Source organism: Exiguobacterium sp. s39, assembly GCF_018618925.1.
Taxonomy (GTDB): Bacteria; Bacillota; Bacilli; order Exiguobacteriales; family Exiguobacteriaceae; genus Exiguobacterium_A; species Exiguobacterium_A abrahamii.
The window spans coordinates 1,653,007-1,674,163 of record NZ_JACSNA010000001.1 but is presented as its reverse complement, the minus strand read 5'-3'; the positions used below and the strand labels follow the sequence as shown (position 1 = coordinate 1,674,163).

Sequence of the window (21,157 nt, the reverse complement as noted above, 5' to 3'; positions counted from 1 at the left end):
TTTGTACCCGAGCCCGATGGTACGGACCGGAACGTGAATTGGAGGGCTTTTATATGACAAAGTATCATTTTGTTGGAATCAAAGGAACAGGGATGAGTGCGCTCGCCCAAGTACTACATGAGATGAATCATGAGGTGCAAGGTTCAGACATCGAAAAGCACATTTTTACTGAAGACGCGTTACGGGCTAAGGGAATTCCATTTTTCCCGTTCAATGCGGATAACATCAAAGAAGATTATGTCATCATCCAAGGGAATGCTTTTGGAGATGATCATCCAGAAATCGCACGGGCAAATGAACTTGGTTTAACCATCCATCATTATTACGATTTCTTAGGACACCTAGCAAATGAATATCGTTCGGTCGCCATTACAGGCTCACACGGAAAAACGTCGACGACAGGTTTGCTTTCACACGTCTTGAGCGGTATCACGCCGACAGCTTTCTTGATCGGAGACGGGACAGGGGCAGGAGTAGAGGATGCGAAAGCATTCGTCTTCGAGGCATGTGAATACAAACGTCACTTCTTATATTACAAGCCGGACTACGCTATCATGACGAATATTGACTTCGATCATTCGGATTATTTCACAGGAATCGATGACGTCGTTTCGGCATTCCAAGAAATGGCGATGCAGGTTAAGCAAGCGATCGTTGCTTGTGGAGATGATGAGCATCTTCAAAACATTCAAGCGAATGTACCTGTTCTCTATTATGGATTTGGAGAAAACAATGATTTCCGCGCGGAAAACGCGACGTCAACGCCAGATGGTACATCATTTGATGTTTATTTACGTGATGATTTCTACGGCACGTTCCTCATTCCAGGATTCGGTCGTCATCATGTCTTGAATGCACTCTCTGTCATTGCGATCTGTCAGTACGAAGGATTGAGCAAAGACGACGTTGCTGAACGTTTAGCCACATTTGGTGGTGTAAAACGTCGCTTCAGTGAGTCGGAATTCGGCACACAAATCCTAGTAGATGACTACGCGCACCATCCGAAGGAAATCAGCGCGACGATTGAGTCGGCACGGAAGAAATATCCGGACCGCGAAGTCATTGCGATTTTCCAACCGCATACGTACACACGCTTGAAATCATTCATGGATGATTTCGCGACTTCTTTACGTGAAGCAGATGCGACATATCTATGCGAAATCTTTGGATCGGCACGTGAGCAGGAAGGGCAAGTTCGCGTCGAAGATCTGCAGGAGAAAATCCCGCAAGCTTCTATTCTGACGCGCGATAACGTTTCTGTTCTACGTCAGCATGAAAATGCTGTGCTTCTGTTCATGGGAGCGGGCGATATCCAAACGTATCAGCATCAGTATCAAAGTGTGAAATAAGCGAGAATCAAAAGTGTCACTCGACTCGAGTGGCACTTTTTTTGTCGTATTTTTGAATTATGATAGTAATTTCAAAAAACCGATGAGGAAAATCTAAAATAGGATTGCATCTTGAAAAAAAGTTTGAAATAGTGTGTATGTGTTGAAGTTATTAACAGAAAGGAAAGACACCATGGGACAGATTTTACTCATCTTATTGCTCCAGTTGATTTACGTTCCTGTTTTGACATTACGGACGATCATGCTCGTCAAAGGGCGAACTGTCATTGCCGGATTATTTGGCACAGTCGAAACATTGATTTACATTTTTGCACTAGGAATCGTATTCCAAGACTTAACGACACTCGGTATGGTCGTTTACGCGCTTGGATTTGGTCTAGGAATACTCGTCGGTGGATATGTCGAGCGAAAACTCGCCATCGGTTACAATATGATTCAAGTGCATACGCAAGAATTTCCAGCGGAACTGATTCAAGTCATTCGCGATAATGGTTTTGGTGTGACACATTATCAAGGTCAAGGACGAGACGGTGTCCGTTATCGGTTAGATGTGCTCGCGGCTCGAACACGTATGAAAGTGCTTCGTAATCTCGTCGAAGAATACGAACCGAAAGCATTCCTCGTCGCATTCGATTCCGTCGACTTCAAAGGTGGGTATATGTTGAAAGGATTAAAGCGTCCTCGATAGAGCACTTTTCCTGAGAATGATGTTTATTCTTTGTTATTTAAGGATAAAGATGAAATAGAACGTCATTTGAAATCAGGAAAGGGGAATATCAGATGATTAGTAATCATGCAAAATCAGCTTTGAATCAACAGGTAGCAAACTATGGGGTACTGTTCGTCAAACTCCACAATTATCATTGGTACATTAAAGGACCAGACTTCTTAACGCTTCACGAGAAGCTTGAAGAACTTTATACATGGGTGTCTGAACAATATGATGTCGTTGCAGAACGTCTCCTGATGAATAACGGAACACCTTCTGCGACACTAAAAGAGTATTTAGAGCAAACAACGCTTGAAGAAGCGAAATCGGGATTATCGGCAGATGAGATGATTGATTCTGTCATCAAAGACTTCCAACAAGTCCGAAAAGAGATGCTCGATGCGATTGAACATCTTGAGGCACAAGACGTGACGGTTGAAGATGATCTACTTGGTCAAGCGAAGGAAATCGAAAAACAAATTTGGATGCTTCGTGCGACATTGAAAAAATAAGATAAAGAAACGGATGACCCCGTCCTAATGAAGGACGAGCCATCCGCTTTTTCTTATTTCAGGTTTTCAGGATTGAGGACTTCAAGTTCTGGAAGAACGAAACGACCGTCTTTACGGATCAATACGTCGTCGAACCAGATTTCTCCACCACCGTAATCAGGACGTTGGATGTTGACGAGATCCCAGTGAACGGATGAGTCATTACCGTTGTAGGCTTCTTCGTAAGCTTGACCTGGTGTGAAGTGGAAGCTGCCATCGATTTTTTCATCGAATAGAATATCCTTCATTGGATGCTGAATGAAGGGATTGACGCCGATCGCGAATTCGCCGACAAAACGAGAACCAGCATCTGTATCGAAGACTTGGTTGATCCGATCCGTATCGTTCGCCGTCGCTTCGACGATTTTACCATCTTTGAACGTCAGTTTGACGTTTTCAAACGTGAACCCTTGATACGGAGATGGTGTGTTATATGAGATGATACCGTTGACCGAATCCTTGACGGGTGCCGTAAAGACTTCACCGTCTGGAATGTTAGCATTTCCGGCGCATTTGATGGCTGGGATGTCTTTGATTGAAAACGTTAGATCCGTTCCTGGTCCGACGAGACGAACACGATCCGTCCGGTTCATCAAGTCGACGAGTGGTTCCATCGCTTGTCCCATTTTTTCATAATCAAGCGTGCAGACATCGAAGTAGAAGTCTTCGAATGCTTCTGTCGATTGATTCGCAAGTTGCGCCATCGATGCAGTTGGGAAACGAAGTACGACCCATTTCGTTCCTTTGACACGATCTTGTGTGTGCATCTTACCGATCGTTTGACCGTAAAGTTTCATCTGTTCAGCCGGCACATCTGACAATTCATTGATGTTATCACCAGCACGTAGTCCGATGTATGCGTCCATCGCTTGCATTTGCTTGCGTTCGATGTCTGCCATCAATTGGAGTTGCTCTTCTGAAGCATTTCGGTATAATTTTCGTAGGATACGATTATCCTTAAGTAAAACGAACGGATGTCCGCCAGCCGCGTAGGCAGCTTCAACGAGTGCCTCGACCAGTTCGCGTTCGATGCCGAAGTTTTCAATCAATACTTTTTCACCAGGTTCAAGGGCAACTGAATAGTTAATGAGATTCGTTGCCAGTTGAGTAAGACGTGGGTCACGCATGAAATTTCCCCCTCGAAATGGATTATGTAGGTTTCATTTATCATTGTAACGGAAATAAACCATTTGGAGTAGCAGGAACGACTTGCTACATGTCGAACTAACAACAAAAGACTATGCAAAAAAATTGGAGGCAAGAACCATGGAAATCACATTAGGCGGAATCGCCGGATTAGTCGCTGCGATCGCATTCGTAGTGCTCGTCATTTTCCTTGCCCGTGTATTAGGTGCTGCGAGTAAGACGCTCAACAATGTAGCCAACACGACAGCAGGACTTGAACGTCAATTAGACGGTATCATGATGGAGACGACAGCGTTGTTACATAAGACGAATCGTCTGGTCGATACGATTGAAGAAAAAACAGAATTGCTTGCACCTGTCGCAAACTCGATCGAAGAACTCGGTACGTCTTTAAACAAAGTGACAGATTCTGTCCGGACAGTATCCGATACGGTTGCTGGTGCGGCGGATACGAATAAAGAACAGATTGCGCAAGCAGTCCGTTGGGGCTCAGTCGCTGTAGAGTTATTTAAGAAAAATAAACCGGCAGAGACTACGGTTCAAAATCATTCGACGGCAACGACGACGGTTGAGAAAAAGCCACGTCGTCGATTCCGGAAAAAGGCAGAGGCGCCGGTCACACCGGAAGTCGTGTCAGTACCGGACGTTGAAAGCATTCCAGATGAGTTGAAGGGAGATCGTAAATCATGACGAAACAACACCCATATCAAGCACAAGATTCTTCTAAAGGAGGAGGCTTCCTTGCCGGAGTCATCGTTGGTGGATTGATTGGTGCTGCGGCAGCTCTCCTTTCTAGCCCAAAATCAGGTCGTGAAGTACGCAATCTGATTGACGAGCGTACGGCGCCTGCGCGTCAACGTTTGACGGAACAGACACAAGTTGTCCGTGAAAAAGCGGAGCCACTCGTAGGTGAGTGGATTCAACTAGCGAAAGATAAGGCAGCACCTGTCATTGAAAAAGCGAAGAATAATTCAACGGTTCAAGAAGCGGCACAATATGCGGGCTTTGAGAAGGATCAAGCAAGCATTGATGCTGCTCTCGCAGAAGCGGAGCAACTCGTACGTGACATCGAACGTGAAATCGGCGACGAAGTGGATGGGGCGTCTGTTGCAGAAGAGATCGACACGGAGACGGTCGTTGAACTTTCGGAGTTACGTGAACAGTTAGCGGACGAACAAGAGGAAGACAATGATCCGCAGTCTGATGTGAACCATAAGAAATAATCAATACATGAGGAGCTCTCATCATGAGGGCTCTTTTTTATGTTTCCTTATAGAGAAAACACAAAAAAATTATATGAAAAAACGTAATTTATTTTCATATTTTAAGAAATCATGCAGCTTCTTTATGTACAACAGGGAAAGAGTTCGCTATAATTAGTTGCTATTACGAGCTATATGCTGATTAGGGAGTGGTAGGACATGGATCAACATGCAGAATTAAAAAGATTACGTGATGAACTCGATTTAGTGAATGCAGAATTATTGGAATTGATGAACAGACGAGGTCAAATTGCCGTTGAAATCGGAAAAGTCAAACGAGCACAAGGGCTTGATCGATACGACCCTGTTCGAGAACGTCAAATGCTCGAATCAATTGCCGCTAATAACCATGGACCTTTTGAAACAGGACGCCTTCAGCATGTATTTAAAGAAATTTTCAAAGCTTCTCTCGAATTACAAGGAGAAGATCGGACTCGGAAATTACTCGTATCACGGAAACAAAAACCGACGAATACGATCATCCGGATCGGAGATGCCGTCATCGGAGACGGTTCGCAACAATTAATCGCTGGACCGTGTGCGGTCGAGAGCGAAGAACAAGTATTTGAGGTCGCGGAACAGCTCGCGAAACATGGCGTGAAGTTCATGCGAGGCGGAGCGTACAAACCACGTACATCGCCTTACGACTTCCAAGGTCTAGGACTCGAAGGTCTAAAGATGTTGAAAAAAGCAGCGGACGCGCACGGTTTGCATGTCATCACTGAAATCATGACACCGAGCGCCGTTGAATCTGCTTTACCATATGTCGACATCATCCAGGTCGGCGCACGCAATATGCAAAACTTCGATTTACTCAAGGAAGTCGGTCGTACGAATAAACCGGTTCTTTTAAAACGAGGTCTTTCTGCAACACTCGAGGAATTCATGTACGCGGCTGAGTACATCATGGCGAGTGGTAACGATCAAGTCATCTTATGTGAGCGTGGTATTCGGACGTATGAACGTGCAACACGGAACACGCTTGATATCTCAGCAGTTCCGATTCTGAAGCAAGAGACGCATCTCCCTGTCATGGTCGATGTCACGCACTCGACAGGACGTAAGGATTTACTCTTGCCAACAGCAAAAGCGGCATACGCGATTGGAGCAGACGCTGTCATGGTCGAAGTCCATCCGTTCCCAGCACTTGCGTTGTCTGATGCGAACCAACAACTCGATTTCCAAGAATTCGATACGTTCATCGAAAACTTGACGACTACCTTTCCGGCACTAAACGTTCAATGATTTCCGAAAAAGGGTAACCTAAAGCGAATGAAAACGTTTTACAATGAAGGAAGAATGGGAAAAGAAAACTATCTTTTCCTGTCTTCCTTTCGTGTTGCCTAAAAATGAAAACGAAATGAAAACACTTGAGATGGATCATACTAAAGGAGGAATTTGTTTTGAATAGTAATATTACGATTTACGATGTCGCGCGAGAGGCTGCTGTTTCGATGGCGACTGTATCGCGTGTCGTCAACGGAAACCCGAATGTTAAACCATCTACACGAAAGAAGGTCCAAGACGCAATCGAACAGCTTGGTTATCGTCCGAACGCTGTTGCCCGTGGACTGGCAAGTAAAAAAACAACGACGGTCGGTGTCATCGTGCCCGATATCTCGAACATCTTCTTTGCGGATTTAGCACGCGGGATTGAGGACGTCGCGACAATGTATAAATATAACATCATTTTATGTAACTCCGACCAAAATCGGGAAAAAGAGATTCATTTGCTCAATACATTACTCGGAAAACAGGTGGATGGAATCATCTTCATGGGCGGACGTTTGCATGAGGATCTCGTTCGTGAGTTCAAAACATCACCAGTTCCGATCGTTCTTGCTGCGACGTTGAATCAAGATTATGATCTTCCTGCCGTCAACATCGATTATGAGAGTGCTGCGCACGATGCTGTTAAGTCTTTGATCGACCGTGGACATGAACGGATTGGATTCATCACTGGACCACTCGAACAGCAAATCAATGGTGAAAAGAAATTTGCGGGTTATCGCCGAGCACTCGAAGAAGCAAATCTTCCGTTTAACGAGCAAAATGTCGTCCTTGGAAACTATACGTATGATTCAGGAATGAAGGCGATGAATCAATTGCTTGAACTTGGAGAAGATTGCCCACGCGCGATTTTTGCTGGAACGGATGAGATGGCTCTTGGTGTCATCCATGCCTTACAGGATGCTGGACACCGTGTACCGGAAGACTTCGAAGTCATCGGACACGATAACACACGTCTTGCGACGATGATTCGTCCGAAACTGACGACTGTCGTTCAACCGATGTATGATATCGGAGCAGTCTCGATGCGTCTATTGACGAAAATCTTGAACAAAGAAGAAATTGAAACGAACGATGTCACGTTACCACACCGGATCGAACAACGGGATTCGACACGTCCTTAATCGAAAAAACGTCTCTTCTCTCAAGCAAGCTGCTTGAAAAAAGAGACGTTTTTTATTTCGCGACGGTAATAAGTTCATCTTGGTGATGGTGGAGTTGGTCATTTTCGACATGGAGTCGAACCGTCGTCTGACCAGGTGCAGTCAATGTCACTTTCCCGCTGTAGGCATCGCCCTTTTTTTCTAGAGGAACGTAGTTATGCTTTTCAATGCCCGTTTCAATGACTTCCACTTGTACGTTCGCTTTTAGCGGTTTCCCATCGAGGAAAACATGAAAGGAGACGGGAAGTTCAGCACCAGCTTTCGCTTTTGTTGCGCCCATGTAATGGACAGACAGACCGTCGACGGCTTCGTGATCATGTCCATGCTCGTGCGATGCTTCCTCTTTTTCATGTGAATGATCCATGACGACGAATGAGATCTTATCCATATGATGGAGTCCTTTTTTATCATTGATATGATACAGTCCTTCATACTCACCTTCAGCAAGCTTAGCTTCTGCTTGATAAGAACCCGTCTTTTTCAAGGTTGCCTTGAACTTTTGATGGGCACCGTCTTGTTTTCCGGCTTCCCAAACTTCAAATGTCACGTCCTCAAGATTGACTGGTTTCTTTTGTTCGACAGCTGACGCTTTAAAAACAACTTTATCTTCTTCCATTGTCTTGGCCGGAACATTGACGTTGACCTCGACCGTCGGTTTTCCTGACCCTTGCATGTTATCGTGATCCATTGCCTGTTTTTCATTGCCGCACCCTGCGAGTACGATCCCCGTCGATAGAATAAGACCGGAATAAAGCCATGCCTTTTTCATGATGATTCCCCCAACTATTATTCATTTACTAAGTAAAAATTCCATATTTAGTATAGCAACAAGTTGTGAACTCCGAACGAAATAAATGTGAAGATATAAAGTCGATTAATCAACGGAGTAAGGGGAAGTCGCAGTCAATTGTTTCTTACGTTCATCGCTCACGAACGGCCAAATTAGTCGTTTAACAGTCTCCCAATTTTTTTCTTCGATTTCAGGTCGTCGCGGAATGGCGGGGTAGAGTGGTGTTGGATCATGCCAGTGTGTTGGTGGGGGTGTTTCTTGCCCACTCCAACGTTCTTGCCATGAAGTAGGAATCTCTCCACGAAACGGAGCTTGTCCGGTCATGGCAGCAAAAACTTGACTCCACGCGCGGGGGACGACACGATACCAGTCATAGCCACCGCCTCCTAAAGCAACGATTTTTCCATTCGTATATTTATTTGCTGCAGCGACGGCGATTTGAGGGATCTGCTCATAACTTTTCATCGTTAAGGATAAATGAGTCAATGGATCAAGCGCGTGTGCATCGGCACCATTTTGCGTAATGATGAGATCCGGTTGGAACAATTCACAGGCTTCAAAGAGTGCCGTCTCATAAGCGAGTAAAAACGAATCATCTTCCGTAAAGGCGTCCAGTGGCACGTTCCAGCTAAATCCATATCCTTCTTCAGACCCTCGTTCCGTCACCATTCCCGTTCCTGGAAACAAGTAGCGACCCGTCTCATGGAGAGACAATGTCATGACGTCCTTTCGATTATAAAAGGCCCATTGTACTCCATCGCCATGATGAGCGTCCGTATCGACATAAAGAATTTTACAGTGATATTTTTCAATCATGGCTGCCATGGCGACAGCGGTATCGTTATAGACACAAAAACCAGAGGCACGCCCACGGAATCCGTGATGCAAGCCGCCACCGATATGAAAGGTCCGTTTATATTGACCAGATAAGACGAGGTCACATGCTTCGATCGTGCCGCCGACAAGGAGAGAAGCGCCCGAATGCATCCCCTGGAACAAAGGGGTGTCTTCTGTCCCAAGACCATACATCTGTGCCTTCAGAGGCGTTAATGCTCCGGTCCCGGCTGCTTTGACGGCAGCAATATAATCCTGATCATGAACGAGTGACAATTCTTCATCAGTCGCATGACGTGGCGCGATACAAGGAATGTCATCTAATTGATGCATCGCTTCAAGCAAAGAAACCGTTAATTCGAGGCGAATCGGATTGAATGGATGTGTCTCCGAAAACCGATAAGTCGCCTCTTCAGGACTGTACAGATAGGCAAAATCCTTCATCTGCTCACATCCGGTCCAAGTACATCGAATCCTTCTTTGCGCAACTTTTCGATGATCCGAATCGGATTCATCGTCTGGACACGAAACGCAACGATCCGGACATACGGATCGTCTGTTGGATATACGAGTACATTTAAGATATTGATATTCGTTTTGGCAAGCAGTGCGGCAATCTTTGCTAATGTTCCAGCAGTGTTCTCAACACGGATTTCGATTTGAGAACTTGGTTCGAGTGCACCCGTCAATTGAACGAATGTCCGCAACAAATCCGTTTCCGTGACGACACCGACAAGGCGTCGACCGCGGACGATTGGCAGACACGTCAATCGATATTCATAAAACAGCACAGCCGCATCTTCGAGAAAATCGAGCGGGTGAGCCGTGACAGGACTTTCAATCATGATGCTTGAGACCGGATACTGTAGGTCTTGTTTTGCCGTATCCGGATGAAAGATACTACTTGCGCTTTGAATTTCCTTTAGTCCGACAAGACCGACGAGTTCATGGCGGGCATTGACGACAAGAACATGACGAATCTGATGACGTTGCATGAGTTCGACCGCATGCGCGATGGAATTCGTCGGTTGCATCGTGATGCACGTCGTATTCATGATTTGTTCGATTAACATGACGATTCCTCCTCGAGCTCAGTCATACATGAAACGTCTTCTCAAGCGTAGCGCATCAAAATGAGCGACGACTTCAGGTGAGACGTGTTTTCCGATACGCGCCATCAGGCAGTTGGCAGGATGGGAGGCGATTTCCGGATCGTCGGTCGGGAAGAAGACAAGACCACCATGGTTCATCATCTTCTCCATGATTTTTCGGTAATCCCAGACCGATAGTCCGCTCCCTTTTAAGTCCCAATGCCAATAATATTCAGTCGTTAAAATCAAATAGTGTTCCATAGCTGGATCGAGCATAGAGATTTCAAGCAATTTTTTACCGATCTGTTGTCCGCGAAACCGAGAGGAGACTTCGATCGCTCCGAGTTCCAAGATGTACGGATTGTTTCCTTCGCTCCACGTTTCGTATGGATCAGGGTATAAGTAAGTCACATAACCGATGATTTCCGTTCCTTGACGGGCGACGATGATCCGTCCTTCCTCAAGGTCTGCAATCTCAACGAGCGCTTGATGTTGTTCAGCGGGTGGACGAAAAGCCGTCAACCCTGAATCGAGTGTATACATTGCTAGTGTTTGACTCGGTACGGGACCTTCGATGTCAACAGGACCGAGTGATGTTTCATGCGTCCGATGATTGAATTGTTTTTCAAACATGTAAGCGTCACCACCTTCCTATTCATTATAGACGAAAGCGCTTGAGCAAAGAGAGGGATTTTTTAACAAATTGACGGCAAATGGATTGAACTGACGGATAACTAGCTTATAATAAAGAGGAAAACATAGAAGGGGAGGAACGAGACATGAAAGTTTTGAAAGCGCTTCCGGGGAAGCATTGGTTAGCAGAGTATGATGAAACGAACACGTACGACTGGAAAGATGCTGAGCAGTACTTTTCATGGGCGACAACGGGGAAAGTCAACATGGCTCATGAAGCAATCGACCGCCACGCAGAAGGCGAGCGGGCGAACAAGGATGCGCTGATCTATTTCGATGGAACGACGGAACAACGATTCACATATGCAGATATGAAACGATTGACGAATAAAGCGGCAAACGTATTAGTCGATGCAGGGGTCAAAACGGGTGACCGTATTTTCATCTTCATGCCACGTTCACCGGAATTGTATTTTGCCTTGCTTGGCGCACTGAAGGTAGGCGCAATCGTCGGTCCGTTATTTGAAGCATTCATGGAACAAGCGGTCCGTGATCGCTTGCTTGATTCTGAAGCGAAGTTACTCGTGACGACGAAGGCATTGCTCCCACGTGTTCCAGTTGGGGAACTGGAATCACTTGAAAAGGTAGTACTTGTCGACGAAGATGTCGAAGAATCGGACACATTACTCGATTTCCGCAAAGCGTTCGAGCAAGCATCCGATGTATTCGAACCGGTCTGGTTAGATCGTGAAGACGGATTGATCCTGCACTACACTTCAGGATCGACAGGGAAGCCGAAAGGTGTGCTCCACGTTCAAAATGCGATGATTCAGCACTTAATGACAGGGCGATGGGTACTTGATCTCCAAGAAGATGATGTCTACTGGTGTACGGCTGATCCGGGGTGGGTCACAGGAACAAGTTACGGTATCTTCGCACCATTCTTGAATGGCGCGACGAACATCGTCGTCGGTGGACGGTTCAATCCGGATTTCTGGTACAGTGTCATCGAGAAGTACAAGGTAACGGTCTGGTATAGCGCACCAACGGCTTTCCGGATGTTGATGGGAGCAGGAGCGGATGTTGCAAATCATCATGATCTCTCAAGTCTTCGTCATGTATTGTCTGTCGGAGAACCGTTGAACCCGGAAGTCATTCGTTGGGGGAAAGAAGCCTTTGATCAACGGATCCATGATACATGGTGGATGACGGAGACAGGCGCGATGATGATTTGTAACTACAAGTCGATGGACATCAAACCGGGATCAATGGGGAAACCGATTCCAGGAACTCAGGCTGCGATCATTGATGATCAAGGAAATGAGTTACCGCCATTTCGGATGGGGAACCTTGCCTTAAAAACACCATGGCCATCGATGATGCGTCAAATTTGGAACAATCCGCAGAAATATGAATCGTATTTCTTTAAAGGATGGTATGTCTCAGGGGATTCTGCCTATATGGATGACGAAGGTTACTTCTGGTTCCAAGGACGTGTCGATGACGTCATCATGACGGCTGGAGAACGGGTTGGTCCGTTCGAGGTCGAAAGTCGTCTCGTCGAGCACCCAGCTGTCGCAGAAGCTGGAGTCATCGGGAAACCAGATCCAGTCCGCGGTGAAATCATCAAGGCATTCATTGCCTTGCGTGATGGTTACGAGCCAACGGATGAGCTAAAACAAGAAATCCAAGCATTCGTCAAAGAGGGGCTTGCTGCTCACGCGGCACCGAGAGAAATCGATTTCCGGGATAAATTGCCGAAGACACGAAGTGGTAAAATTATGCGCCGTGTTCTAAAAGCATGGGAGTTGAATCTTGAAACAGGTGATCTGTCGACGATGGAAGATTGAACGTAAAAAAGGATGAATCACCGCAACAGGTGATTCATCCTTTTTGTTAGTTTTCAGAAGCAGCATCGTTTTTCTTTTCATCTTGTTTCTTCTGTTGTTCTTGCTGTTTCTTAGCGTCCGCTTCTTTTTTCTTAGCGTCCGCTTCTTTTTTCTTAGCATCAGCTTCTTTTTTCTTAGCGTCCGCTTCCGCTTTCTTTTTTGCCTCTGCTTCGGCTTTTGCTTTTGCATCGGCAGCACGCTTGGCGTCGTCGGCTGCTTTTTTCTTAGCATCAGCTTCCGCTTTTTCTTTCGCCTGATCTTGTTCTTTCTGTTGCTCTTCTTTTTTCTGTGCGTCTGCTTCTTTTTTCTTTTCTTCTGCTTCTTTCTTTTTCTTCGCTTCGGCTTTTTTCTTTGCCTCTTCCGCTTTTTTCTTCTTATCTTCTTCTTTGAAGCGACCACTGTTCTTAAAGTCGTTTGCTGTTACAGAAGATGGTTGTGTGAAGCGGGCACCGGATTTGAAGTAACTACTGTTCGCGGCATACGTCGCATTCGCCATTTGTGACCACAGCGTTTGTGTTCGTTGGTAATACGTCGTTGGACCGATGAGCGAGTTGTTCTGATCGTGTCCTGTCCAAACGGCAAGCGTCACACCAGGAGTGGAACCGACAAGGTAAGAGTCTTTGACATCGTTCGTCGTACCTGTCTTACCAGCCCAATCTCCAGGAACGTTCAATCGATCTTTTGCAAACGTTGCTGTACCTTTTGAGAAGACGCCACGCATCATATCAAGTGTCAGGTAAGCTGTTCGTGGTTCATAAATTCGTTTTTTCTTCGGTTTTGCTTTATAGATATCTTTTCCGTCTTTCGTAATTTTCGAAATGACGTATGGTTGCACGAATTCACCATAGTTGGCGAGTGTCGCGTAAGCACCAGCAAGTTCGACCGGTGTAATCTCCATCGTTCCGAGTGCCGCCGAAGGAGCATAACGAATCGCATCCGGTACTTCAACACCCATATCGACGAGTTTTTGAATCGAGTTCGACATGTTCATCTTCTCGTAAATCTTAACGGCAGGTACGTTTAATGAGAGTTCAAGTGCTGTACGAACCGTCACGTTTCCACGATAACGTCCACCTTCGTTCTTGATCGGACGATCACCTGGTTGACGTGGTACGGTCTGGTAGTAGTACTCTTCATCATTGACAGTAGATGCCGGAGTGATCAAACGATTTTCAATCCCGTTCGAGTAGACGAGAATTGGTTTTGCCGTTGACCCGATTTGACGTTTCGCTTGGAATGCTCGGTTAAAATCATCGGCTTTTCCATCAAGGTAACGTCCACCAACGAATCCGAGGATACGCCCCGTCTCATTCTGAACCATGACTGCTGCTGTTTCTTCTGGATCTTGTTTCGAAACGGTTTTTTTCGTTTTTGGATCGACGACTTGTTTGTACTGCATGCCACCAGGGAAGTTCCCGTTGTTCTTCGCAGGTTGTTGCATCGATTCATGAATTTTTTTATCTAGCGTCATGTGAACTTTGTATCCACCTTGACGGAGTGCAACCAGTGCTTGATCTTGATAGTTTGCCCGGACTTCTGCCAGTTCAGACGGTTTGACTTCGTCTTCTTTCACACCATCTTGTTTCATCAAGTACTTCGTCATGATCTTCGTCGCTTCACGTTCTGCTAAATCATAGACATACGGATACGTGTCACGCGAACGTTTCGACTGTTTCGCGAAGTCTTTCGTGATGTCGTGTTTGATTGCTTTTTCATATTGTTCTTTCGAAATGTTTTTTGCGACATACATCCGCTTCAACACGGTCTTCATCCGATTGACACTTGGCGTCAAGTCTTTTTTGACGACACCGCCTTGTAGATAAGGTGTGTAGTAGTAAGGGTTTTTCGGAATACCAGCGAGGAAAGCTGCTTGTGGTAACGTCAGTTTTTTCGCTGATTTGTTGAAGACCCCTTGGGAAGCAGCTTCGATACCAGCGATGTTACGCCCGAGTGAATTTCGTCCGAATGAGACGACATTCAAGTATGCCTGTAAAATTTCATCTTTTGACATCGCATTTTCAAGGCGGAGCGCTAAGATGATCTCTTTTGCTTTCCGTTCGAATGAAACTTCGTTCGTCAGGATTTGGTTTTTAATTAATTGTTGTGTCAGCGTACTTCCGCCGGTGCGTGACGCTGAATTCGTCAATTCTTGTAAGACTGCTCGTAAAGTCGCTTTTGGAACGACTCCATCATGTTGATAAAAATCTACGTCTTCCGTTGATAGAAGCGCATCAATTAAATAAGGGGAGATGTTCTTGATATCGACCGGCTGACGTTCTTCATCCGTTGAGATGTTCGTCAGCTTTTCGCCACTTCCCCAATAAATTTGACTTGTCACCGCATAACTGTTCACTTCTTGTTTCATCTCAGTCAAAGGTGGGGCTTTCGTATCTTTGACGAGGGAAGCGAAATATCCTCCAGCCGCTCCGACAGAGAAGCTGCCGATGAGAAGGACTGCTATGATGAGGAATAAAATGATGTTCCACGAAACATCGTATGTGATATTCGACCAGTGCCGAACGGCTTTCGTCCGGGGGTGATTCCAAAACTTGAACCAGTTCTCGCGCATAAATGATCTCCTTTGCATCTTAAACTTAGGTGTAAATTAATATTAAATCACAGATAGACGTATTATACCATAAATCCACCAGTGAAATCGGACTTGACAGCGGATTCGTCTTCGACGTATCATGAAACCATCTTATTTTCATATATTACGTTAAACAGTGATCGGAATACAGTAGTAAGTCACTCCCTGTGACAGAGACCTAGTGGTGCTGCGAACTAGGACACAGTGAACTTACGAATTACGCTTCCAGGAGTTTCTTGAGAAATCAAGCGGTCCGTCCCGTTATCGACGAACCAAGTGGTCCTTTTATGTAAAGGGCAATCAGGGTGGTACCACGGAATCTTCCGTCCCTTCGTCTTAGACGAAGGGGCGGTTTTTTATTGTTAAAAGTGAACTTTAGGAGGAGACACAATGACGTTATTAGAGGATTTAGAATTTCGCGGTTTAATTAACCAAATGACGGATGAAGAAGGATTGAAGACATTACTCGAGACACCAACGACGCTTTACACAGGCTTTGATCCAACAGCTGATTCATTGCATATCGGACACTTGTTGCCGATCTTAGTCTTAAAACGATTCCAACAAGCAGGTCACCATGTCGTAGGTCTCGTTGGTGGAGCAACGGGAATGATCGGAGACCCGAGTGGTCGCGCAACAGAACGTTCGTTGAATACATCGGATATCGTCGAAGAGTTCGCGAATCGGATTAAGGACCAGTTGTCACGTTTCTTACCACTTGAAGGAGAAAACCCGGTCACGATCGCCAATAACTTGGACTGGACGAAAGATTTGACGATCATCGATTTCTTACGCGATATCGGAAAACACTTCCCGGTCAGTTACATGCTGGCGAAAGACTCTGTTGACTCACGCCTTCAAAACGGGATCTCATTCACTGAGTTCTCATACATGTTACTTCAATCGTTTGACTTCTTGAAACTCTACGAAGACAAAGGATGCCGCCTTCAAGTCGGAGGAAGTGACCAATGGGGGAACATCACAGCAGGGATGGAATTGATTCGTCGTGCGGGTCATGAAGAAAAAGCATTCGGTTTGACGGTACCGCTTGTTACAAAAGCAGACGGTCAAAAATTCGGTAAGACAGCAGGTGGTGCGGTTTGGTTAGACGCTGACAAAACGTCACCGTACGAGTTCTACCAATTCTGGTTCAACGTTGACGATCTTGACGTCATCAAGTTCTTGAAATACTTCACGTTCTTAACGCACGAAGAACTCGACGCGCTCGCAGAAGAAGTCAAGGCAGCACCAGAGAAGCGTGTCGCGCAACGTCGTCTTGCAGAAGAGATGACCGTTCTCGTCCATGGTGAAGAAGGTCTGACACAAGCACAACGTATTACGACAGCACTCTTTAGTGGAGATATTAAATCGTTGCAAGTCGAAGATATCGAAGATGCGTTCAAAGGAATGCCGCGCTTTACACTCGGTGAAGTGACAAACCTTGTCGACGTTCTCGTTGAGGCGAAGATCAGTCCGTCAAAACGTCAAGCACGTGAAGACGTCACGAACGGTGCAATCTACCTAAACGGAGAACGCGAGCAAGATTTAACGAAAGAAATCACGGAAGCTGATGCAATCGGTCGCTTTACGATCGTACGTCGCGGAAAGAAAAAATACTTCGTCGTCGAGCATGCTTGATGATCAATTAAATGGGGTTAACTCAAAAATAGAATGACTCGTCTTTTCACGCCCTTTCCTCAGGCGAGACACAAGCCAGTTTTCCTGCTTCACTCCAGCAGGAAAGCGGGTCTTGTTTATCTCTGACAGCGCAAAAATGCGCTTATTCCTGTAGGAGTTGCGTGCAACGAGTCATTCTTCTTTTTACGAGATAAGGGTGGCAGATTATGAATCTGCCACCCTTATCTTTGTATAAACTGACTTATGAGTCAGCCCCATATTTTTAAGCTGTTCGGAATAAACGGAGTGGCAACAAGCGAACGGCAATCGTCGTGGCAATGACAGCTTTGATCGTATCCCATAAGACGAAAGGATAGTTAATCGCAAAAGCATCTTTGAACGATAGATCGAGTACAGCCATTAGACCAAATGTTCCAAGCAAGTAGACTAAACCAAGACCAAAGACGATCATCCCGATGAAGAGGGGAACGAAGCGACGCGTTTTTTCAGCAACAAGACCGATGAAGAATCCAGCAATCGGAAAGGCAATCAAATAACCAACGGTTGGTCCGACGAATGGGGCTAGTCCGCCTTTTCCGCCAAGCACCGGTAGACCAGCTGCTGCGAGTAATAAGAAGATTAAGACAGCAAGTCCACCACGTTTTCCGCCGAGAATCGCGCTGACCGTCATGATCGCGAGCATCTGGAGCGTGATCGGAACAGCGCCGACAAGTTGAATTTGTGGCAAAGAACTGACGGCTGCGATGATGGCAGCACCAAGGGCGACGAATGTTAAATCTCTTGTTTTCATAAATGAAGTCCTCTTTTCTGTTTGTGTTAACTATTTATATTTAAAGGTTAACACAAACGAATGAATGACGTCACTCTTTTTTTAAGACCAGGTATACATTTTAGTCATAGGCATAAAAAAAGCACCCACCGAAGTGAGTGCTGGAACAATCGATTAACGTGAGTAGTACTCGACGACGAGTTGTTCTTGGATTTGATCGTTCAATTCAGAACGCTCAGGAAGACGGACGAACGTTCCTTCGAGCTTCTCAGCATCGAAAGTAACGAAGTCTTTAGTTGCTGGAGCAACTTCGAGTGCTTCTTTGATAACGACAAAGTTCTTCGATTTTTCGCGAACTGAGATCGTTTGACCTGGTTTCACGCGGAATGATGGGATATCAACGCGTTGTCCATCAACTTGGATGTGACCGTGGTTGACGAGCTGACGAGCAGCACGACGTGTACGAGCCATACCCATACGGTAAACGACGTTATCAAGACGTGCTTCGAGTAAGAACATGAAGTTCTCACCGTGGATACCAGGCATTTTGCCAGCATCGTTGAAGATACGGTTGAATTGGCGTTCGTTTACTCCGTACATGTGACGAAGTGTTTGCTTCGCTTGAAGTTGAAGACCGTACTCAGATACTTTACGACGGCTGTTACCGTGTTGACCTGGTGCGTAAGGGCGTTTTGCGATTTCTTTTCCTGTTTCAGTAAGTGAGATACCGAGACGACGTGAGAGTTTCCAAGCTGGACCTGTATAGCGAGCCATAATAAGACTCCTCCTTATTGTTCGTTATTATTTGCATAAAAATAATAACGCCATCAAACCCACATTACGCCCATTTCATGATGTGGCACCCTCGCTTGATAGCAAAGTTACACGATGCCCCTCCGGTTATTCACCGAGTCATGAAATGTGATACGTAAGCGATTTGACCGCTATCGTTATCATTTCTGCACTTTTACAAGTATACGGTGTGGACAATCGACTGTCAATCAGAATTACAGATGGCGAAGCAGTGTCGTACAGAATGCTTCTAGACCAGCTTGATCGACTTCGTCGAAACGGTTGAATTCTGGGCTGTCGATATCGAGGACACCGATCGTTTGTCCGTCTTTGACGAGTGGAATGACGATTTCTGAATTCGAAGCCGCGTCACATGCGATGTGACCTGGGAACTGATGCACATCTTCGATTCGTTGTGTCGTCTGTTCTGCTGCGGACGTTCCGCAGACACCACGACCGAATGGAATACGGACGCATGCTGGAAGTCCTTGGAATGGTCCGAGGACGAGTTGGTTTTGCTCCGTATCCGTCAAATAGAAGCCGACCCAGTTGATACGGTCGAGGAACTGGTTGAGCAACGCGCTCGCATTCGATAAGTTTGCAACTTGATTGTCTTCTCCCATTAATAGCGCATCCAGTTGTTTTGAGAGCATGTCGTATTGTTTCGTCCGGTCACCTTCATATGTCTTTGTTTCGAACATAATAAAAATTCCTCCCGTAAAAAGCGTATTTTTTTTAGTTTAACGAGTTTTCGCGTGGCTGACAAACAATTGATTTTTGGAAAAAGGATTCAAAACAGCGGAAGAAATCAGGAAAAGCCCTTGTAAATCTATGCAAAACGGTTGCGCTATACTATTATAAGGATAAGATTATTGCGATTTAGAGAAAATCTAAAGTCGTAGGACAGAGTGGAGGTCGTGACAAATGTGGGCATGGGTGATCGGAGTCATCGTCATCGTATTACTCGTCATGCTATTTAGCATGATCAGTCGAAAAAAATACTACACGAAAATCGATGAACTTGATATGCGCAAACAAGGCATCGTCAGTGCATCGATTCCAAAGGAGTTGCAGGACTTAAAGCAACTACCGATGGCGGGTGAGACGGAGACGAAGTTCAGCTCCTGGCATCAAGCGTGGGAAGAGTTATTAACGGTCCACGTCGCCCAAATCGATGAGACCCTTTACCGGGCGGAGGAAGCGCTCGATAAATATCGTTTCATCGCCGTCAAGAATGACCTCGAAGTAACGGAACAATTGATTGCGGAACTCGAAGGGTTGATCGATGAGATGCTCGTCGAGATGTCGACGTTCAAAACGAATCAATCGGTTCTAGCCGAACTGAAAGCGCAAGGGGAAGCCGATTCAGGGCAAGTTCGGAAATCATTATTGATTCAAGCGAACTCATTCGGTCCGGCGCTTGCGCGTCTCGAAGAACGGAGTGAACAAATCGATGCGCACTGGAATGAGATGTGTCAGTACGAAGCTTCAGGTGAAGTGACGAAGGCGTATGAAACAAGCTTGCTACTCGAGCAAGAAGTAGCAACGACGCGTCAACTCGTCGAACTTGTACCGAAACAATGGAAGATTCTTGCTCATGAATTACGTCAACGGATTGATCAGCTCGGAGCAGGCTATAAGGAAATGTCGTTAGATGGGTATCCACTTGAACCACTCGGTCTCCAATCCGAGATCAAACGGTTCGAGGAACAACGTCTAAGCCTTTCTGAAAAAATCGAAATGCTAGAAGTCGATGGTTTGGAAGAGGCGATTCAACAGTTATCAGCCGATGTGGATCAAATGTATGATACGTTCCGTCGTGAGGTCGATGCGCGTCATCAAGTGAAAAAAGAAAACCAATTCTTGAAACAAAAAGCGCTACGGATGCGTGAACGGATTCATCAATTGGCACAAGAGTTCAGTATCTTACGTGAAAAATATGAAATCTCAGCAGATTTAGGGATTCACTATGAAACGATTCAGCGTGACGAAGAGCTGCTCTTTGAAGCAGCGAAAGATCTTGATGAGTCGATTGCCGGAAAAATCATCCCGTTCAGTATGCTCGAAGATCAGATGCGCGATGCGATTCGCCTCGAAGAACAGTTGATGATTCAGTACGAACGCTTTACGGTCGAACTCCAGGCACTTCGAAAAGAAGAGACGGAAGTTCGCGAACGAATCGTCGAATGGCGTCATCAGCTGTCGCAAACACGTCTCCGTCTGAAACGACTCGGATTACCGAACTTACCGGCTGAGGTGGAAGAAGCGCTCAAAAATGCGAATCGTTCACTGCAGACACTTGAAACACGGTTAGAGGAGTTACCGTTTAACGTTCGATCGATCGTCGCACAAAGTCAAGACGTCCAAGAAACGTTTAAACATGTGCAAGAACGGTTAGATACATTAGTGTTCGAAGTCACGTATGCCGAACGGCTCGTCCAGTATGCGAACCGGTACCGTCGCCACGACAACGAGATACATATGTCGCTGACGATCGCGGAAACGAAGTTCTTAGCGGGAGACTATGAACGAACGATTGTCTTAGCGGAACGTGTCCTAAATGAATACGATCCGGCCGCGATCGAACGTATTAAACGGTCGTGTGCACCAGAAGAAACATTGCACGTTTAAATCAGGATCGACAATTCAGGGTGACCGTCA

19 protein-coding genes and 1 other annotated feature are annotated in these 21,157 nt (G+C 45.8%); of the genes, 10 read left to right on the top strand and 9 right to left on the bottom strand.

Translation table 11 applies throughout. The features are described 5' to 3' along the window. The first annotated feature begins 53 nt into the window (after positions 1 to 53). The 3 genes from murC to KNQ11_RS08760 all read left to right on the top strand — a co-directional run bounded on the left by murC (position 54) and on the right by KNQ11_RS08760 (position 2,570). Positions 54 to 1,349 carry a UDP-N-acetylmuramate--L-alanine ligase gene (murC, locus tag KNQ11_RS08770; protein ID WP_023469075.1) on the top strand — a complete coding sequence of 432 codons (1,296 nt, stop codon included), beginning with the start codon at positions 54 to 56 and terminating at the stop codon, positions 1,347 to 1,349. Positions 1,350 to 1,521: 172 nt separating this feature from the next. Further along, complete coding sequence (locus KNQ11_RS08765) at positions 1,522 to 2,037, top strand: DUF2179 domain-containing protein (protein WP_023469074.1); 516 nt, start codon at positions 1,522 to 1,524, stop codon at positions 2,035 to 2,037. Positions 2,038 to 2,129: 92 nt separating this feature from the next. Next, a complete protein-coding gene (locus KNQ11_RS08760; protein ID WP_023469073.1) occupies positions 2,130 to 2,570 on the top strand; it encodes a Dps family protein in 441 nt (146 codons plus the stop codon). Positions 2,571 to 2,623: 53 nt separating this feature from the next. Here KNQ11_RS08760 and KNQ11_RS08755 read toward each other — a convergent pair whose 3' ends face one another. Next, positions 2,624 to 3,736, bottom strand: coding sequence for an aminopeptidase (locus tag KNQ11_RS08755; protein ID WP_214771128.1), 1,113 nt, complete (start codon positions 3,734 to 3,736; stop codon positions 2,624 to 2,626). Between the two features lie 139 nt (positions 3,737 to 3,875). On the opposite strand from KNQ11_RS08755, the gene KNQ11_RS08750 reads away from it, so the two are divergent. The 4 genes from KNQ11_RS08750 to ccpA all read left to right on the top strand — a co-directional run bounded on the left by KNQ11_RS08750 (position 3,876) and on the right by ccpA (position 7,431). After that, entirely contained in the window at positions 3,876 to 4,445 is a 570-nt protein-coding gene (locus KNQ11_RS08750; RefSeq protein ID WP_029342359.1) for a DUF948 domain-containing protein, read from the top strand. Then, on the top strand, positions 4,442 to 4,978 hold the full coding sequence (locus tag KNQ11_RS08745) for a YtxH domain-containing protein (protein ID WP_064299494.1): 537 nt from the start codon (positions 4,442 to 4,444) through the stop codon (positions 4,976 to 4,978). The genes KNQ11_RS08750 and KNQ11_RS08745 overlap by 4 nt, the downstream gene beginning before the upstream one ends. Positions 4,979 to 5,176: 198 nt before the next feature. Further along, positions 5,177 to 6,262: a bifunctional 3-deoxy-7-phosphoheptulonate synthase/chorismate mutase gene (locus KNQ11_RS08740; RefSeq protein ID WP_023469069.1), complete on the top strand. Its 1,086-nt coding sequence runs from the start codon at positions 5,177 to 5,179 to the stop codon at positions 6,260 to 6,262. A 158-nt stretch (positions 6,263 to 6,420) separates the two neighbouring features. Further along, entirely contained in the window at positions 6,421 to 7,431 is a 1,011-nt protein-coding gene (gene ccpA / locus KNQ11_RS08735; RefSeq protein WP_023469068.1) for a catabolite control protein A, read from the top strand. 52 nt (positions 7,432 to 7,483) lie between these two features. Here ccpA and KNQ11_RS08730 read toward each other — a convergent pair whose 3' ends face one another. The 4 genes from KNQ11_RS08730 to KNQ11_RS08715 all read right to left on the bottom strand — a co-directional run bounded on the left by KNQ11_RS08730 (position 7,484) and on the right by KNQ11_RS08715 (position 10,818). Beyond that, complete coding sequence (locus KNQ11_RS08730) at positions 7,484 to 8,239, bottom strand: maltotransferase domain-containing protein (protein WP_149427725.1); 756 nt, start codon at positions 8,237 to 8,239, stop codon at positions 7,484 to 7,486. 105 nt (positions 8,240 to 8,344) lie between these two features. After that, complete coding sequence (locus tag KNQ11_RS08725) at positions 8,345 to 9,538, bottom strand: acetoin utilization protein AcuC (RefSeq protein WP_023469066.1); 1,194 nt, start codon at positions 9,536 to 9,538, stop codon at positions 8,345 to 8,347. After that, positions 9,535 to 10,167 carry an acetoin utilization AcuB family protein gene (locus KNQ11_RS08720; protein ID WP_023469065.1) on the bottom strand — a complete coding sequence of 211 codons (633 nt, stop codon included), beginning with the start codon at positions 10,165 to 10,167 and terminating at the stop codon, positions 9,535 to 9,537. Before KNQ11_RS08720 ends, KNQ11_RS08725 begins: the two co-directional genes overlap by 4 nt. 18 nt (positions 10,168 to 10,185) lie before the next feature. After that, the gene (locus tag KNQ11_RS08715) at positions 10,186 to 10,818 is read right to left on the bottom strand and encodes a GNAT family N-acetyltransferase (protein ID WP_149427723.1); all 633 of its coding nucleotides are present in this window, start codon (positions 10,816 to 10,818) and stop codon (positions 10,186 to 10,188) included. 146 nt (positions 10,819 to 10,964) lie between these two features. Between KNQ11_RS08715 and acsA the strand changes: the two genes are divergently transcribed. Further along, entirely contained in the window at positions 10,965 to 12,668 is a 1,704-nt protein-coding gene (acsA, locus tag KNQ11_RS08710) for an acetate--CoA ligase (RefSeq protein ID WP_035396511.1), read from the top strand. Between the two features lie 46 nt (positions 12,669 to 12,714). Here the strand turns inward: acsA and KNQ11_RS08705 are convergent, their stop codons facing one another. After that, positions 12,715 to 15,276, bottom strand: a complete 2,562-nt coding sequence (locus KNQ11_RS08705) for a transglycosylase domain-containing protein (protein WP_214771126.1) — start codon at positions 15,274 to 15,276, stop codon at positions 12,715 to 12,717. A 148-nt stretch (positions 15,277 to 15,424) separates the two neighbouring features. Then, positions 15,425 to 15,631, top strand: a binding site (T-box leader). A gap of 56 nt (positions 15,632 to 15,687) precedes the next feature. Between KNQ11_RS08705 and tyrS the strand changes: the two genes are divergently transcribed. Next, positions 15,688 to 16,935, top strand: coding sequence for a tyrosine--tRNA ligase (tyrS, locus tag KNQ11_RS08700; RefSeq protein ID WP_214771123.1), 1,248 nt, complete (start codon positions 15,688 to 15,690; stop codon positions 16,933 to 16,935). A gap of 262 nt (positions 16,936 to 17,197) precedes the next feature. Here the strand turns inward: tyrS and KNQ11_RS08695 are convergent, their stop codons facing one another. The 3 genes from KNQ11_RS08695 to KNQ11_RS08685 all read right to left on the bottom strand — a co-directional run bounded on the left by KNQ11_RS08695 (position 17,198) and on the right by KNQ11_RS08685 (position 19,197). Then, on the bottom strand, positions 17,198 to 17,725 hold the full coding sequence (locus KNQ11_RS08695; protein WP_214723802.1) for a biotin transporter BioY: 528 nt from the start codon (positions 17,723 to 17,725) through the stop codon (positions 17,198 to 17,200). 153 nt (positions 17,726 to 17,878) lie between these two features. Further along, on the bottom strand, positions 17,879 to 18,478 hold the full coding sequence (gene rpsD, locus KNQ11_RS08690; RefSeq protein ID WP_023469059.1) for a 30S ribosomal protein S4: 600 nt from the start codon (positions 18,476 to 18,478) through the stop codon (positions 17,879 to 17,881). A 233-nt stretch (positions 18,479 to 18,711) separates the two neighbouring features. Further along, positions 18,712 to 19,197 carry a GAF domain-containing protein gene (locus KNQ11_RS08685; protein ID WP_023469058.1) on the bottom strand — a complete coding sequence of 162 codons (486 nt, stop codon included), beginning with the start codon at positions 19,195 to 19,197 and terminating at the stop codon, positions 18,712 to 18,714. Positions 19,198 to 19,420: 223 nt separating this feature from the next. On the opposite strand from KNQ11_RS08685, the gene ezrA reads away from it, so the two are divergent. Further along, a complete protein-coding gene (ezrA, locus tag KNQ11_RS08680; protein WP_214771120.1) occupies positions 19,421 to 21,127 on the top strand; it encodes a septation ring formation regulator EzrA in 1,707 nt (568 codons plus the stop codon). The last annotated feature ends 30 nt before the right edge of the window (positions 21,128 to 21,157 follow it).